This is a genomic window from Sporosarcina obsidiansis (assembly GCF_009651005.1).
GTDB classification, from domain to species: Bacteria; Bacillota; Bacilli; order Bacillales_A; family Planococcaceae; genus Sporosarcina; species Sporosarcina obsidiansis.
Map to the genome: position 1 here is coordinate 1 of NZ_WHVW01000035.1, position 15,700 is coordinate 15,700.

Annotated in this window: 15 protein-coding genes; 11 read left to right on the forward strand and 4 right to left on the reverse strand. The window is 39.5% G+C overall.

What is annotated here, in order from left to right:
• Window positions 1–437: 437 nt before the first annotated feature.
• On the forward strand, window positions 438–1,697 hold the full coding sequence (locus tag GD002_RS17120; protein WP_194841671.1) for a YbfB/YjiJ family MFS transporter: 1,260 nt from the start codon (window positions 438–440) through the stop codon (window positions 1,695–1,697).
• A gap of 182 nt (window positions 1,698–1,879) precedes the next feature.
• Here the strand turns inward: GD002_RS17120 and GD002_RS17125 are convergent, their stop codons facing one another.
• A complete protein-coding gene (locus GD002_RS17125; RefSeq protein WP_153733584.1) occupies window positions 1,880–2,761 on the reverse strand; it encodes a helix-turn-helix domain-containing protein in 882 nt (293 codons plus the stop codon).
• A 611-nt stretch (window positions 2,762–3,372) separates the two neighbouring features.
• Between GD002_RS17125 and GD002_RS17130 the strand changes: the two genes are divergently transcribed.
• The 6 genes from GD002_RS17130 (at window position 3,373) to GD002_RS17155 (ending at window position 9,770) form a co-directional block, all read left to right on the forward strand.
• A complete protein-coding gene (locus GD002_RS17130) occupies window positions 3,373–4,197 on the forward strand; it encodes a squalene/phytoene synthase family protein (RefSeq protein WP_153733585.1) in 825 nt (274 codons plus the stop codon).
• Between the two features lie 43 nt (window positions 4,198–4,240).
• Window positions 4,241–5,974: a sensor histidine kinase gene (locus GD002_RS17135; RefSeq protein ID WP_153733586.1), complete on the forward strand. Its 1,734-nt coding sequence runs from the start codon at window positions 4,241–4,243 to the stop codon at window positions 5,972–5,974.
• Window positions 5,971–6,702 (forward strand): LytR/AlgR family response regulator transcription factor, encoded by a 732-nt coding sequence (locus GD002_RS17140; protein ID WP_153733587.1) that lies wholly within the window; start codon window positions 5,971–5,973, stop codon window positions 6,700–6,702. Before GD002_RS17135 ends, GD002_RS17140 begins: the two co-directional genes overlap by 4 nt.
• Before the next feature lie 138 nt (window positions 6,703–6,840).
• The gene (locus GD002_RS17145; RefSeq protein ID WP_153733588.1) at window positions 6,841–8,298 is read left to right on the forward strand and encodes a carbon starvation CstA family protein; all 1,458 of its coding nucleotides are present in this window, start codon (window positions 6,841–6,843) and stop codon (window positions 8,296–8,298) included.
• A gap of 423 nt (window positions 8,299–8,721) precedes the next feature.
• Window positions 8,722–9,180 carry a helix-turn-helix transcriptional regulator gene (locus tag GD002_RS17150; RefSeq protein ID WP_153733589.1) on the forward strand — a complete coding sequence of 153 codons (459 nt, stop codon included), beginning with the start codon at window positions 8,722–8,724 and terminating at the stop codon, window positions 9,178–9,180.
• Window positions 9,181–9,257: 77 nt separating this feature from the next.
• The gene (locus GD002_RS17155) at window positions 9,258–9,770 is read left to right on the forward strand and encodes a hypothetical protein (RefSeq protein WP_153733590.1); all 513 of its coding nucleotides are present in this window, start codon (window positions 9,258–9,260) and stop codon (window positions 9,768–9,770) included.
• Window positions 9,771–9,809: 39 nt separating this feature from the next.
• On the opposite strand, the gene GD002_RS17160 is transcribed toward GD002_RS17155, so the two are convergent.
• Window positions 9,810–10,589 carry an NRDE family protein gene (locus GD002_RS17160; protein WP_153733591.1) on the reverse strand — a complete coding sequence of 260 codons (780 nt, stop codon included), beginning with the start codon at window positions 10,587–10,589 and terminating at the stop codon, window positions 9,810–9,812.
• 239 nt (window positions 10,590–10,828) lie between these two features.
• Here GD002_RS17160 and GD002_RS17165 point away from each other — a divergent pair, with 239 nt between their 5' ends.
• The 4 genes from GD002_RS17165 to GD002_RS17180 all read left to right on the forward strand — a co-directional run bounded on the left by GD002_RS17165 (window position 10,829) and on the right by GD002_RS17180 (window position 13,887).
• Complete coding sequence (locus tag GD002_RS17165) at window positions 10,829–11,581, forward strand: DUF2087 domain-containing protein (RefSeq protein ID WP_153733592.1); 753 nt, start codon at window positions 10,829–10,831, stop codon at window positions 11,579–11,581.
• 22 nt (window positions 11,582–11,603) lie between these two features.
• On the forward strand, window positions 11,604–11,960 hold the full coding sequence (locus GD002_RS17170; protein ID WP_153733593.1) for a GIY-YIG nuclease family protein: 357 nt from the start codon (window positions 11,604–11,606) through the stop codon (window positions 11,958–11,960).
• Window positions 11,961–12,058: 98 nt separating this feature from the next.
• Complete coding sequence (locus tag GD002_RS17175; RefSeq protein WP_153733594.1) at window positions 12,059–12,472, forward strand: pyridoxamine 5'-phosphate oxidase family protein; 414 nt, start codon at window positions 12,059–12,061, stop codon at window positions 12,470–12,472.
• A 164-nt stretch (window positions 12,473–12,636) separates the two neighbouring features.
• Window positions 12,637–13,887: a Y-family DNA polymerase gene (locus GD002_RS17180; protein WP_153733595.1), complete on the forward strand. Its 1,251-nt coding sequence runs from the start codon at window positions 12,637–12,639 to the stop codon at window positions 13,885–13,887.
• Between the two features lie 112 nt (window positions 13,888–13,999).
• On the opposite strand, the gene GD002_RS17185 is transcribed toward GD002_RS17180, so the two are convergent.
• Window positions 14,000–14,485 carry a DUF2798 domain-containing protein gene (locus tag GD002_RS17185; protein ID WP_153733596.1) on the reverse strand — a complete coding sequence of 162 codons (486 nt, stop codon included), beginning with the start codon at window positions 14,483–14,485 and terminating at the stop codon, window positions 14,000–14,002.
• Window positions 14,486–14,603: 118 nt separating this feature from the next.
• A complete protein-coding gene (rarD, locus tag GD002_RS17190; RefSeq protein WP_153733597.1) occupies window positions 14,604–15,503 on the reverse strand; it encodes an EamA family transporter RarD in 900 nt (299 codons plus the stop codon).
• Window positions 15,504–15,700: the final 197 nt, after the last annotated feature.

Sequence of the window (15,700 nt, forward strand, 5' to 3'; positions counted from 1 at the left end):
CGAGCCGAAGACCCTGGACTGAGCGCAGCGAGGGAAGCGGCTGAGGCCGTGCCCGCGGAAAGCGTCCATCCGCAGCGAAATCAACTTTTCCTGGCGTTTACTCTATTGTAAAAGAAAATAGACTGTAGGAAAACTTCAAATTTCCGGAGTTTGTCTACAGTCTGTGCTTACTTATGAATAATAAGTAAGCGTTTTTTGCTGAATAATAATATTATGTAAACTAACTTCGGCGTAAAAGAAGTTTGAATATTCTGTGTGAAATGGTATACTATTAGTGAAGAAGTTCACAAGATAGACATATATTGATGAGACTCGGAAATTCTGCTCCTCTCACAACCATGTACACACATCCTGAATAGTAGCCTTCTGAGTGGAATTAGTCATGATTGACTTTCATAAAGAAGCTAGAAGTTATTATGAGAAAGGATGGGGTTTGTATGTTGGCAAAAGAGTATGAACAAAGTATTTGGAAGTATGCATTGGCAAGCGTCGCAGTCACTGTCAGTTCACTCGGTTTCGGACGTATGTCTTATGGAATTATTATGCCTTTTATGAAAGAGAATCTACAAATGTCCTACAAACAAGCAGGGATGCTCGCGACGACAATCTCCATCGGTTATTTGCTGATGGTCATTTTTGTTGGATTACTTGTGTCAAGGTATGGCGCAAAGAAGCTAGTTATTTTCGGAACCGCTCTTGTTTCGTTTGGTTTATTCATGCTGTCTCTTGTCACTAGTTACGGATTGACTATTGCGGCTATGCTTCTGCTTGGAATTGGAACCGCTTTCACGTATACACCACTTATCACCATATTGGTCGGATGGTTCCCAAGGAAACGCGGTATGCTGATCGGTTTTTTGGTCAGTGGGATGGGGCTCGGCACACTGATTTCTAGTTCCCTAATTCCATTTTTCACTACGTGGTTTGGCGAGTTTGGTTGGAGATATCTTTGGTTTTTCTACGGAGTTTTATCAGTCGTTTCCATTATGATCGCGGTCTCTATTTTACGTGACCCACCTATTCCTCTAGTAAAGAAAGAACAGCAAAAGCGAACTTTCTGGACACGTGTATATTTAAACAAACGCGTACTTCGTGTAGCTTTTATTTATGGGCTTGTAGGTTTTGCGTATTTAGTTCCGCAGAGTTTTCTGTTCAGTTATATTCTTGAAGTGGGATTAACGAAATATCAAGCAGGGCAAATCATGGCTATTTGCGGTGTTATGTCTATTGTCAGCGGTCCTTTATGGGGAACTGTCTCTGACCGAATTGGCCGAAAAACCGCTCTACTATCCACATTAGGCATTGGTTCGGTATCGTTAGTATTGCCGGTGTTATTTCCTGTTTATCTAGGATTGGTTGCGAGTCAATTTTTATGGGGTATGACGATTGTTGGCATGCTATCATTATGTCAGGCATTGTCTACTGAGCAAGTACATCCGACATATGCACCTGTTGCGCTTGGATATGTGACATTCTTCTTTGCAGCAGGGCAATTGCTCGGACCTGGAATTGGTGGCTGGATCATCGATCACTTCGAGCAAATTCCGTTGGCGTTACTTATGTGTAGCATACTGCTCGGTGTTGCGTTTGTATTATCCTTCCGAATTAAGGAGCATGCGGTGGATCTTGATGTAACAGAACTTGAATCCAAACCTGTGTTATCCACTTTTTCGATGGATAAACCTTCTGCAGAGTGAGTGTATAGTGAAGAGCTGACTGTCAATACGGCAATCAGCTTTTTTATGGTTTTGTGGTTACTGTTGATCTGTTTAAAGTATAAGATATTTATAATCTTGTAGGCTGAAAATAATTTGCAGGGATACGAGGAATTTGAGAACTTTATAATGTCAGCTTAATTATTAATTGCTTTACTCAACAATTAGATTTCTTCTTCAAAGGATAAATTTAATGGTTCATCCAATAACTCTGATTGCTTCTCTAAATTAGTTGTTTCTACATTTTCATCCACCTCTTCAAAGGTAAACTGATCCACCCACACATGACCTTGTCCTGACAAAATAATTCCGAAAGCTATAATCGAACTATCTGAGGGAACATCCAAAACGATGGAGTAACGATTCCAGTTTGTATTCCCTTTTATTGAACGATTACTCATATTATCAAACTGTAATACATCGCCATAAGCATTATCAACTCTCATCCACATGCTACTAAACGATTTAACATCTTTGGTCTTTAAAAAACAAGAAAGCCTAATTCTCTTTCCTCTAAACCTATCCGCTTTAAATTGCTGCATCATGGTAGAGAAGCTTGAATCATCAAGTACTGTTTTCGATTTTAAATAGCCTGATGCTTTTCCTTGATGAACCATTTCATGATCAATACCCATTTCATAATTAAATTGATCTGTTCCGCTTAAAAACCAGCCTTTTACTTGCTTATCCATATAAGATTCCTCCTTATTTTTTAGCATACTTGACATCAGTTTTCGGTATTGTCCGGGTGGCAAATGATAATACTTTTTGAAGGTTCTTGTAAAAGCTTCCTGAGACTCAAACTGATAATATAATGCAATATCCAAAATTCGTTCGTTGGTGTAGAGTAAAGCTGCCGAAGCATTTGCCAAACGTCTTCTCCGGATATACTCGGTTATAGACATCCCAATCACTGAACGAAAAATTCGATGGAAATGAAATTTGGAGAATCCTGCATACGCGGCTATATCATCAATCACTAACGATTCATGTAACTGTTCTTCAATATAGCTGATAGTTTTTTTAATAATGCCTTCATAATGCAATGAATGTTCCCTCCCTTCAACAATAGAATAGCAAAAGAAAAGGGGAGATTTTTGATTATTTTTGCGAATGTTTACATTTTAAATAGTTAATATGTCCTTAAAGAGGAAAATTTTTAAATGGGAAAGCGAGTTGTGAATAGGGTCTTGGACGTAAAGGCTATTCAAAAATATGAGGAATAAATGCACATGTGTTAAAGAAGTGATTTATCTATTACCACCTGTCAGGGTATTGTTTAATTCAAGTTATTTATGGTTAATCATCTTTTACTTTCATTCCATATTCCAACTGAAATATTCGTTATCTTAATTTTTTTCATATCTCATATTGGCACCGAACTTACATTCTATATATCCGTAGTATTTCTCATACCTTGATCTTATAAAGAGCAACCCTAAAAAACAGAAATAAGTTAAAGCATATTACATATAGCTTATCCATTTTGACATCTCGTTTGATTTCTTTGGTTTTTGACAATACACAATAAACGTCTTCATGTTAGAATGGGTGATATAATAAAGAAATAGTATATTGTATAAAATCACAGGATAAAACGAGTTTATACATAACCTGCACGAAATATTGATGGAGGGATCGAGAAGTGAAAACCCATATGAAACTACAAAAAGACGCAATGAAAGTTCTAAAAGAAACGAGCCGTACATTTTTTATTCCGATCAAACTTCTGGCGCCTAACTTGAAAGAAGCAGTGGCATCAGCCTATTTATGTATGCGCGCAATTGATGAAATTGAAGATCATGAAGATATTGAAGTAGTGGAAAAAAGCAATCTTCTGAATGAGGTCAGTTCCATTTTGGAAAATAAAATCACAACAGGAGCGCCTATCGATCAAGCACTTGATGAATTGTTTACACCATATCAATCATTATTGCCTGAAGTTACGCTGCGCCTTGCAGATTGGGTGGAGTTTTGTCCTGATACGATCACGGATAAAGTTTTGGAATCAACGATAATTATGGGACGAGGAATGGCAAAATGGGCGGAAAAGGATTGGGTTGTTAAAACTCGTGAGGATTTGGACGATTATACATACTATGTTGCCGGTTTGGTTGGTGTGATGCTGACAGATATTTGGCGTTGGTATGATGGAACGGAAACGGACAGAGAATTGGCCATTGGATTTGGTCGTGGTTTGCAGTCCGTCAATATTCTTCGTAATTATAAGGAAGATGCGGAACGCGATGTGGACTTTTTCCCGGAGGATTGGAAGCTGGATCAAATGTTTAGCTATGCCGAAGAGAATTTGGCATTAGCGGATGCATATATCAAAGATATTGAAACGACGACGATCTTGAACTTCTGCAAAATCCCGCTTGCTTTGGCACATGGTACATTGGACGCGCTAAAGGAAGGTCGAGAGAAGATGTCTCGTACGGAAGTAGTAGCTGTCGTCAACCAAGCGATCCGTACTAAGTGAGTGATGTGACATAGTTGCTGATTAGTGAAACGGGGGAATCACTATGATTGATTTGCTCATTATTATGTTCGAACGAGTCGGAATGATTGTGGCGGTTGCATTCTTGTTGACTCGTTTCCGCTTTTTTCAAAATATGGTCCATCAAGATGGATTGGATCGCAAGCAAGAGATGACGGCCATCCTCTTTTTCGGCTTCTTTGGAATCTTTGGTACGTATTTTGGCGTAGCGTTAGATATGCAAACTCTTCATTTCAATAATGTATCGCTAGAATTGACTTCGAATGAAGCCATTGCGAACTCCCGTGTCATCGGTGTAGTGGTCGCTGGTTTATTGGGAGGCTATAGACTCGGGATAGGTGCCGGTTTAATTGCCGGAATTCATCGGATATCATTAGGTGGATTCACGGCTATTTCTTGTGGGATTTCTACGATCATTTCTGGTATTTTAGCTGGTTATTTCTATAAAAAAGGGAAGCATACAAGCCCTCTCGCCGCATTTGCCATCGGAGCATTTGCTGAGACGGTACAGATGTTACTCATCCTGATGCTAGCCGACCCTTTTGAGAGAGCGCTTTCACTAGTCCAAACAATTGGTTTGCCGATGATTTTAGCGAATGGAATGGGGACCGCTTTATTTATGTTAATTGCCTATAATGTGATCAGTGATCAAGAAAAGGCTACCGCTCTTCAAGCGCAGAAAACGTTACGGATCGCAGACCAAACATTGGGCTACTTACGGACTGGTATGAGTAAAGAAACAACGGCTGCAGTGTGTAAAATTTTACTTGATGAATTACGGCCCGGCGCAGTTGCCATGACGGACAAAACAGAGATCTTAGCATTTGTTGGTCAGGCAGGTGATGTAACGCATGGGCCAATACAAACAGAGATTACAAGAGACGTGATACGTAATGGTCAGCTCGTCGTTGCAGATCATATCGAACTAGCAGATAACCCATCAAGCACCGTTTTCGCAGCCGTTGTCGTTGCTCCTTTAAAAACACGCAATGATACGATCGGTACGCTGAAATTGTATTATCCATCACGCAAAGCGATTACGGATGTGACGATTGAGTTAATTGCGGGATTGGCGGAGTTATTGAGTAATCAATTGGAAATTGCAGAGGCAGATCGTGCGTATCAATTAGCGAAGGATGCGGAAATTCAAGCATTGCAGGCACAAATCAGTCCACATTTCCTTTTTAATTCTATGAACATTATTATTTCGTTAATCCGAACAAATCCTGATGAAGCGAGAAAGCTGTTGTCCTCACTTTCCTATTTTTTGCGTCAGAACTTAGAAGGGACGACCGTAAAGATGGTGACCTTGCAGCAAGAGCTGGCACATGTGGAGGCGTACTTGAAAATAGAAGAAGCACGTTTTGTTGATAAATTGAGGATTTGTATTGATACCGATCCGTGTATTATGCAAGAGAAGATCCCGCCATTGACATTGCAACCACTTGTGGAAAATGCGATTACGCATGGCATTAAAGATATGGATCATAACTCAATCGTTCATATTTTCATGAAAGAAATAGACACTGCGATTCATATAACGGTGGAGGATAACGGAAAAGGTATCGAAAGTGAACGATTGAAACTGCTGGGTAATGAGAAGGTGATCTCTGAAAAAGGTACAGGTTTAGGTCTTTTTAATGTGAACCGACGCTTGATTATGTCGTTTGGAAAAACGTCGGGGCTTAAAATTGGTAGTGTACCGAAAAAAGGAACGAAGATTTCATTTCAAATTCCAAAGATGGAGGTGGGCCAATGAGTGAGTGGATTCGTGCGTTAATCGTGGATGATGAGCGGTATGCCCGAGAGGAACTCATTTATTTACTTGAGCAGTTTGACAATATCAAAATTGTCGGTGAAGCGGATTCGGGCGAAACTGCCATTGTGAAAGCGATGCAACTACAGCCGGACGTTGTGTTTCTCGACATTGAAATGCCAAAAGTGGATGGGATGGAAGTTGCAAAGTCATTCAGCGCACTCAAAAAAGTCCCCTCTATCATTTTTGCAACAGCGTACCCACAATTCGCGGCAGAAGCCTTCCGAATTCATGCATTTGACTACTTATTGAAACCATATGATGAAGGACAACTGCGTCAGACGGTCAAACGGTTAGGGAATTTGCTGTATCCTGCAAAACTTGCGGATACAACTAAACGAATTGATCGGTTGCCGGTGGAGACGGAAGGAGAAATCCATTATATTCCGATTCAGGATATTCTGTATGTTCATCGTGAAGACAAATGGACGAAAATTGTTACGAATTCACGAGACTATGAAACGAGGATGACGTTGAAAGAACTTGAAAGTAAGTTAACTCCTTTTTCATTCTTCCGTATCCATAAAAGTATTTTAGTGAACTTGGTGTATGTCATCCGCTTAACCCCATGGTTTAATGGAGCCTATCATCTTGAGCTAGAGCATATGCCTGAAAAGCTTCCTGTTAGCAGAAATTACGTTAAAGAATTGAGGCATCGTTTGGAAGGGTAAGGGATCTCATTGCATGTTAATTCACTATCCGTGCATCTTACTCTATTATTCTGACATGTTATGAAAAGATGTAATTGTACAAGTTCAACTCCATTATACTTAATGTAAGCGTTATCATCATAAGGAGGGGAATTTGCTATGATTACATTTTTATTTGCAATTGTATTATTAGTTGTTGGGTACTTCACGTATGGAAAGTACATCGAGAAAATGTTCGGTGTCAAAGAGGAGCGAGCAACACCTGCATATACGAGTGGAGATGGAGTAGATTATGTACCGATGAGTACGAAGAAAAACTCCTTGATCCAGTTGTTGAACATTGCAGGAGTTGGTCCGATTTTTGGACCGATTATGGGAGCGCTATATGGTCCGATCGCGTTCATTTGGATTGTAGTTGGCGCAATCTTTGCAGGCGCAGTTCATGACTATTTGACAGGTATGATTTCAATCCGAAATCGTGGTGCTCATTTGCCGGAACTGGCAGGAAAGTTTTTAGGGAAGGTAATGAAACACATCGTCAATGTATTTGCACTTCTTTTATTAGTATTAGTCGGTACGGTCTTTGTATCCGCGCCAGCCGGACTACTCTATAATTTAATGAATGGTTGGATGGCCATGGGTGTTATTGTTACCCTAATTTTTATCTATTATATTTTGGCCACTCTGTTACCAATTGATAAGATTATCGGACGTTTCTATCCCATCTTCGGTGCATTGCTCATTATTAGCGCACTTGGAGTAGGGGGTATGATGCTCGTAAAAGGCGCCCCAATTCCTGAATTAACATTCGCCAACTTGCATCCTGATAATTTACCGATCTTCCCCTTACTATTTTTAACGATTTCATGTGGCGCATTATCTGGCTTCCATGCTACACAGTCACCGATCATTTCGCGTACTACGCAGAAGGAAAGCCAAGGACGTAAAATTTTTTATGGCATGATGATTGCAGAAGCTATTATTGCGATGATCTGGGCCGCCGCTGGAATGGCATTATTCAACGGCCCAGTTGGTTTGAATGAATTACTGGTTGCTGGTGGTGGACCTGCAGTGATCGTTAGTGAAGCATCTACTATGATGTTAGGTGCGGTTGGTGGGACGTTAGCCATCCTTGGAGTTATTATCCTTCCAATCACGTCAGGGGATACGGCATTTCGAAGCGCACGTATGATTATTGCAGATTATATTAAGTATCCTCAAGTGAAGATGGTGAGTCGGTTATGGATTGCGGTTCCAATGTTCGCGATCTCAATTGCATTGACTCAAGTAGACTTCGATATTCTATGGCGCTATTTCTCTTGGGCTAACCAATCAACAGCTGTGATTGCATTGTTTGTCGGTGCGATGTATCTCTTCATTGCCGGTAAGAATTACTGGGTTGCTCTCATACCTGGAACGTTTATGTTGATGGCCACGACCACATATATATTGAATGCGGCAATCGGATTTGGTTTGCCAATGAATGTTTCGTACATCGGTGCATCTGTCATCTCAATTTTCCTAGTAGCTTTATTCTTCTATTCCGCAGTAAAAGCCCGTGCTGCACAAGTACCTTTGGAAGAAGACATTACAGCATGGAAATCGACTGCAATTTAATTAAATTAGTAGGACAGCAAAGGCTACCCTCGAAAGTCAGTTACATTGACTTTCGGCGATAGCCTTTTTTATTTTATAACGAGTAGGCCCATCAAACTGGCGATTGTGGCGCTAGTCGACCTGCGTGAACATAGAATGAAAAGCTCCATTGTACCAACATTCCGCGTTAAAGACTTTCTGAATCGAACTTAACACATCCCTTGAGCCGGAACAAACGATTCCCTTTTGAAGGTAAGCTATAAACTACTGTATGTGCAGAATCCTCTGTCAGCTTAAGAGTTTTTTCGATAAAAACTGCATGCTTATGATAGACTAGTAGTAATCCACATAGCAAAATGACAATATTTATTACTAAATTCTCTAAAAGTAACTAAATACTTTAAAAGTGTATTAATACACTTTTAGTGTAAAAGGGGTGTTTAGATGGATAAGTTAACGGTGATTGATTTAGTACTACCTCGATTAAAATTGATTCGTACGGAGATGGATTATACGCAAGATCAGATGGCGGATATTTTAGGGATCTCAAAGAAGACGCTTGTTCAATTGGAGAAAGGTCGCCAGGAATTGAGTTGGACGGTAGCGGTGGCGGTTTGCGCTCTGTTTCGGGAAAGTGCGTTATTGCGAGCTGTCATGGGAGATGATCCTGTCGAATTAGCGGAGATTGCCGTGCATCCAGAGATCCATAAGCGAGAACTTGCTGCAGGTGGGACTGTTAATTGGTGGACAGAGATTGGTCAGTGGCAACAATATAGGTTACAACAGCACACGACAGGCGGGCATTATCGGATTCTCGGGGACGATGAAAGAAGACTATTTAGCACGGGGAATAAAGAGAAAGCGTTAGTGGAATTTAAAAAATATATGGATATAATGAATTGATTATTTTGATATACTAATTAAAATTGCTATATGTAAATACTTAAAATACTTTATTGAAATAGAGGAGAGAGGGATTTTTGCTAAAACTATTTAGACTACATATCTTGTTTCTATTTGTAGTCACAGCCTTAGTCACAGGTTGCAGTGAAAATGAAATGGAACCTGTAGATGGAGATCATCATATTCCTCTAGAGGTAGATGAGGCGATTTCTGATTACATTATCGAAAAGTACTCATCTATAAATCATGGTACGGAAAAACAGTTTGAAGTGCATAAAATTTATGGCACAAGCGAGTCAAACGGAATTCTCAGTGTATACATGTGGTCTTATTATGGCGGGTTCAATAAATCTACTGGTTTAGAAAACCAAGCAGGTCATTCATTGCCTGCTGTCATTCGGCTTAAGAAAGAAGTCGATCACTATGTGGTGAAGGAATATACGGAAACTCAAGATGGAGAATTGTATTCCTCCTCTCTCAAAAAGATGTTTCCTGAACGATATTTGAAGTTAGTAGGCCAGGATACGGGGAATATAGAGGATTTACAAAAAGAGATGGATCAGAAAGTATCAAAGTGGCTAGAAAGCTAGAAGATCTACATTTCTACGTTCCAAAAAACCGGCAGCTCTTTACGAGTATGCCGGTTTTTCAATTTCAAATGAAAATCGTTGTGATGTAGCAAACTTGCCATTAGTGAATGTACGTTCTTCAAAATACACTTGATCATCGTTGTCTATTAAAATCACGGTCGTGCAACGCGTTCCATATTTTTCCGACGCAATGAATATAGAGGATAAAAAACTCTCCATTTCCCTGCCTACCCCCGTATCGGGTAATGTTTCAGCCGGAAATCCTTCTGCACGCTGCATCGTTTCAAACAACGTATCAACATCAATTTCTTCGGTGCTATTTGAATAGTCACGTAAAAAATTCTTCGTTGCTTCTACTTTGGGCCAAGGTGTATCAAGCAGTGCGTTGCTGAGACCATATGTCCCTTTCGAAAGATGGACGATCGTCTGTTCAACATTAGAGTAATAAAACAGTTCCTCGCTTGATCCAGCCAGAACATTGAATCCCGTGTAGTTGTTCCTGTTCTCATGTAGCTGTTCTAGGAAAACGCGCGGTGCTACATTTGATTGTAAATAAGAGGAGACAATGTGACCTCGTGATTGTTTGCCTGTTATAGGGAGAGAAGGATCTCGAAAGTTGGTTAGCGCGGCAATTCTCCCTTGTTTATTGATGCCGAGCCATGTACCCATTTGCTCTAAGTCTCGTCCAGCTAAGATATTGGGATGATCTGACCAAAACTCAGCAGGAGCTGTGGGACGATGATAGGCTTCATCACGATTAGCCATGAGAATGAGTTTGTATTTCGGATGGCTTTGTAATTGAAACGCTAGTAAGCACATACTAATTACCTCCTCGCGTGTTTTTAAAAGTGTACCATGTCCGTTGTAATTTGGCGAGATCGTATGGTTTGATAAGGATAACATTTATTGAGTTTGTTTGTTTTTATTAAAACAAAATGATTCAGTGTTTGTTTTTTTTATTGACGTTTTACAATATAGCATGTAATATACGTGTTACTAAACAAACGAATATATTTTTTGTTTGTGTAAAATAAAACGTTAATTGGATGTGTGTGAAGATGGACGTATCTGAACTTTTTTGGGATGCTACTTTATCCGAATTGAAGCAAGGCTACATTATGGAGAAAGATTCTTATATTTGCTTGTTATGCGGTACGAAAATTGACAAAGGAATTATTTATCCGTACGAAAACACGCTCTATGAAGCGGAAAGATACATGCGGATCCATATTGAACGTACTCATCAATCGGTTTTTGATTATTTAATCGGTTTAGACAAAAAATTAACAGGTCTTACGGAACATCAAAGTCATTTGCTTGCCCTTTTTTATCAAGGAAAAAGCGATAAGGAAGTTCAGCGTGATCTAGAAATTGGTAGCGTATCTACTGTCCGGCATCATCGATTTGTATTGAAGGAGAAGGAGCGACAGGCCAAAACGTTTCTTGCCATGATGGAGCTGTTGAAAGAAAAGGATGACTACGCACCAGCGTTTGTTCCTCCCCATATGTCGGCAAAGCTACTGGATGATCGCTATGCCTTTACGGAGGAAGAACAGCAAGAAGTGATACAGAAATTTTTCTTTGAAGGGAGTAGCGGACGACTGAAGAAGTTCCCTCCAAAAGAAAAACAACGCTTGATTGTTCTTCGGGAGCTTGCAAAACGATTTGATGGGCAGGTTATCTATAGTGAACAAGACACGAACCGCATTTTAGGAGAAGTGTATGAGGACTATGTCATGATCAGAAGATATCTAATTGAATATGGGTTTTTGGATCGTACGCCAGACGGAAGCCAATATTGGCTCAAATAATAAAAGAATGGGGGAAGTACAAATGGAGCGCAAAAAGGAATTGAAACAGTTGTATAAAGAGACGCAGGTGGACGCGGGAGTTTTTCAAATCAAAAATCTTGCGAACCAAAAAGCGTTCATCGGCAGTACAAGAAATTTTAAAACATTAAATGGTGTGAAATTCAGTCTGGAAACGGGTGTATATAACAATAAATTGCTTCAAGAAGAGTGGAATACGTTTGGAAAAGAGGTATTCCAAATTGAGATTTTGGAGACACTTAAAAAGAAGGATGAGCTTTTTTTCAATGAAAAAGAAGCGCTACTCGAGCTGGAAGATAAATGGCTAGAACGCCTTCAACCCTTTGGAGAAAAAGGATATAACTCTAAAAAACGTTTGTAAGAACTTTTGCGATGGACTCTTCTGTATGCATTGCCATCCAGGTTTAGAAAATCAGTAGATGGGAACAGTAGGAGTAATTGCGAAAGGAGCGGACATAGATGACTGCAAAAGACACAGTGAAAAAGATTTTAGATGAAAGTTTTATTGGTACGATGGCGACAATTGACGGAAATAAGCCACAGAGCAGGTACATGACGTTCATGAATGATGGATTGACGCTTTATACACCTACAAACAAAGATACAGATAAAGTGGATGATGTAGAGAAGAATCCTTATACACATATTCTGATTGGCTATGATGGGGAAGGATTTGGCGATGCGTACGTGGAATATGCGGGTCGTGTATCTATTTCATCGGATGAACAACTTAAGAAGAAAATTTGGAATGATCAAATGAAAAATTGGTTTGATGGACCAGATGATCCGAAATTAGTGATTTTAAAAGTTGAACCTGAAGCCATTCGTCTGATGAATAAATCTGGGGAACCGCCACAGGACGTTTCACTCTAAATAAAGGTAAAGACAGCCAACACACCTGTGGCTGTCTTTTTTATGCGAAGAATCCATTATGTCCAATTATATGTCATTTATCCGCAAACTCCCATTGATTGAACTCCGTGGTTTCGGGTAATATAGTGATAGGAACATTTGTTCTTCAGAGGAGAAGAGGCCATATGAAGCACTTACCGAATAAACAGATCGCTTGTTTAGATATGCGCAGTTTTTACGCTAGCTGTGCAGCGGCGATAGAGAGGCTGGATGTGATGGAAACACCCATTGCGATTATTGGGAATATCGAGCGGAAAGGCGGTGTAGTTCTTGCTGCTTCCCCTCCACTCAAAAAGCAATTTGGGATTACGACAGGTATGCGGCTATATGAAATCCCTAATGACCCACGCATTCGTTTAATTGAGCCGAAGATGCAGTTTTTTATCGATGTGTCGATGGAGCTGACGAAGCTATTGAATCGGTATGTGCCGAAAGAGGCGATCCATGTATATAGTATTGATGAATGTTTCGTTGATTTTACAGGAACGGAAAAGTTATGGGGACCCGTAGATGCCACGATTAAACGAATTCAGGATGAATTATATCGGCAGTTTCAGTTGTATTCAGCGTGTGGAGTCGGGCCGAATATGCTGTTGTCCAAATTAGCGCTTGATTTGGAAGCGAAGAAAACAGGCGTTGCCTATTGGACGTATGAAGATGTGCCTGAAAAACTCTGGCCGGTTGCGCCTCTTCATAATATGTGGGGGATTGGGCGAAGATTGGAGCGTACATTAGGAGATATGGGGATTTATTCAGTAGGCGATCTAGCGCGGACACCACTGGAACGGTTAGAGAAAAAGTTCGGCGTCATGGGCAATCAACTGTATTATCATGCACATGGGATTGATTATTCTACCCTCGGCTCTGTTTTAATTGAAGGACAGGTTAGTTACGGAAAAGGGCAGACCTTGTTACGGGATTATGTACGAATGGATGAAATTTTGGCGGTCTTACTGGAAATGTGCGAGGATACGGCCATGCGTGCACGAGTAGCAGGCAAGAAAGGCCGCACCGTGCAACTATCTTTTGGCTACTCCAAACATGCGTTAGGTGGCGGGTTTCAACGTAGAAAAACGCTGGCGGAAGCGACCAATGAAACGATGAGGATCTATCGCACATGTGTAGAACTGCTGGAGACATTTCACGACGGTCGACCCGTCCGCCACATTTCTATCAGCCTTACCAATTTGGAAGATGAACACGGTGTACAGCTCAGTTTGTTTGAACCAACGAACTGGAAACAACAGCGGCTCGATCATGTAATGGATGCTTTGCGCCTGAAATATGGTTCCACCGCGATCCTTCGTGCCGTCTCTGTCACTTCAGGAGGGACTGCTTATCGGCGGAATCAATTGATTGGGGGGCATTATAAATAGGAGCAGAAGGCGTGGAGTGGGTAAAAAGCGAATGGTTCAATAAGACTTTTTTGACAATGTGTTATAGACGCAATTGCTTATTAAGCAATCGCGCCCTATTGCTTACTTATATTTACGCACTCATCTCTAATTTATTCGTTTTAATAAACTTAACGAATAAATAGCGTACTAGTGGCCCCATGACAATAATTTGTAAAGGTAATGCCATAATTAAATTCTTACCAAAAACCGTAAAAAAGTCTGTAACTACTGTGTTAAAAGTAAAACCACTATGCATATAGATTAAAACTAAACCGTAAATGGACATAAAAAACGCCATCCCTAAAACCATACATATTGATATTGCTAGAACCGTATAAATTTTCTTAGTTGCATTCACAGTTAATTTCCATGCTATTTTTTTAGCAATAGGTCCTACTATAAACAGGTCCAATAGTAAGGCAATGATAAAAGCACTAAAAAAACCAGTTATTCCTTCTATGAAAGACATTTTAAACATAGTTCTATTCAAATAAAAATTATAAAAGGTCATAACTAGCACCATCCCGAAACACATAATCATACCAAAATATAGACTTTCTCTTCTTGTCATTTGCATACATAAATCCTCCTTTTCTTCTACTCGAATTACTTTAACAGACATAATCTGTCCTTCGTAAGTGACAAAAATATGTCTTTTTTTAAAAAAAGACCGTCAATAGACGATCATCTCTTAATTAAGCTTCATTTTTTGAAGCTGTCTTATTATAAGAATATGTATAAACCGCAAGAGCTAACCAAATGAAGACAAAAGCTAATAAATGTGCATTAGTCAATACTTCATGATATAGAAAAACACCTACCATCAGTGATAAAGTGGGTGAGATATATTGAAGTATTCCTAACATTGATAAAGAAACTTTTTTAGCACTCTTAGTAAACAATAAAAGTGGTAAAGCTGTCACTATGCCGCTCCCGATTAATAATAAACTTGTTGAAAAGGAATCAAAGAACTGTATTTTAGATTGAGACAGTAAGTAAATCAAATATAGTAAAGCAATAGGTGATAGTACCATTGTTTCAAGGGTCAATCCGATAGTTGAATCAGCCTTAATCATTTTCTTTGCTAAACCGTAAAATCCAAAAGTAAGGGCTAAACTGAGCGAGATCCAAGGAATCACGCCATAATGTAACGTAAGTATTAATACACCGATTCCAGCTAATAAAAATGCGAGAATTTGTCCGCGAGTTAACCTTTCTTTTAACACAATTACTCCAATTAACATACTTGTGAGAGGATTAATATATTGACCAAGACTCGCTTCTACTATTCTCCCCTCAATTACTGCCCACATAAAGATACCCCAATTTGAACTAATCAGTATCGCAGCTATTGCAAGAGACAAAAATAATTTTGGTTTCTTAGTGATTTCTTTTACGAATGTAACATATGTATTCCATTTCTTTGTGATAAATATAAGTAAAATCATAAAAAGAAAAGACCAGAAAACCCGTTGTGTTATGATCTCGCCAGGAGATACATGTTGAACTGTTTTCCAATAAATGGGTGTAATTCCCCACATAATATAGGCAAATATAGCGTATGAAATACCTTCTTTTTCAGTATTTAATTTCATTTTATCCTTCTTCCTAAAATAAACTACTTCCTAATTTCAGCGCGTACTTTCTATTTTAACAACCCTCATTACTTCTCTGCATACTTTGGCTCGTTTGTCTAAATGTAATAAACTTACTCACTGTATGATTATGCCAAACTGAAATAGTTACAGTTAAATTAAAAGTCCTTCTGCTTATGTAAATTATAAGCGAGCGT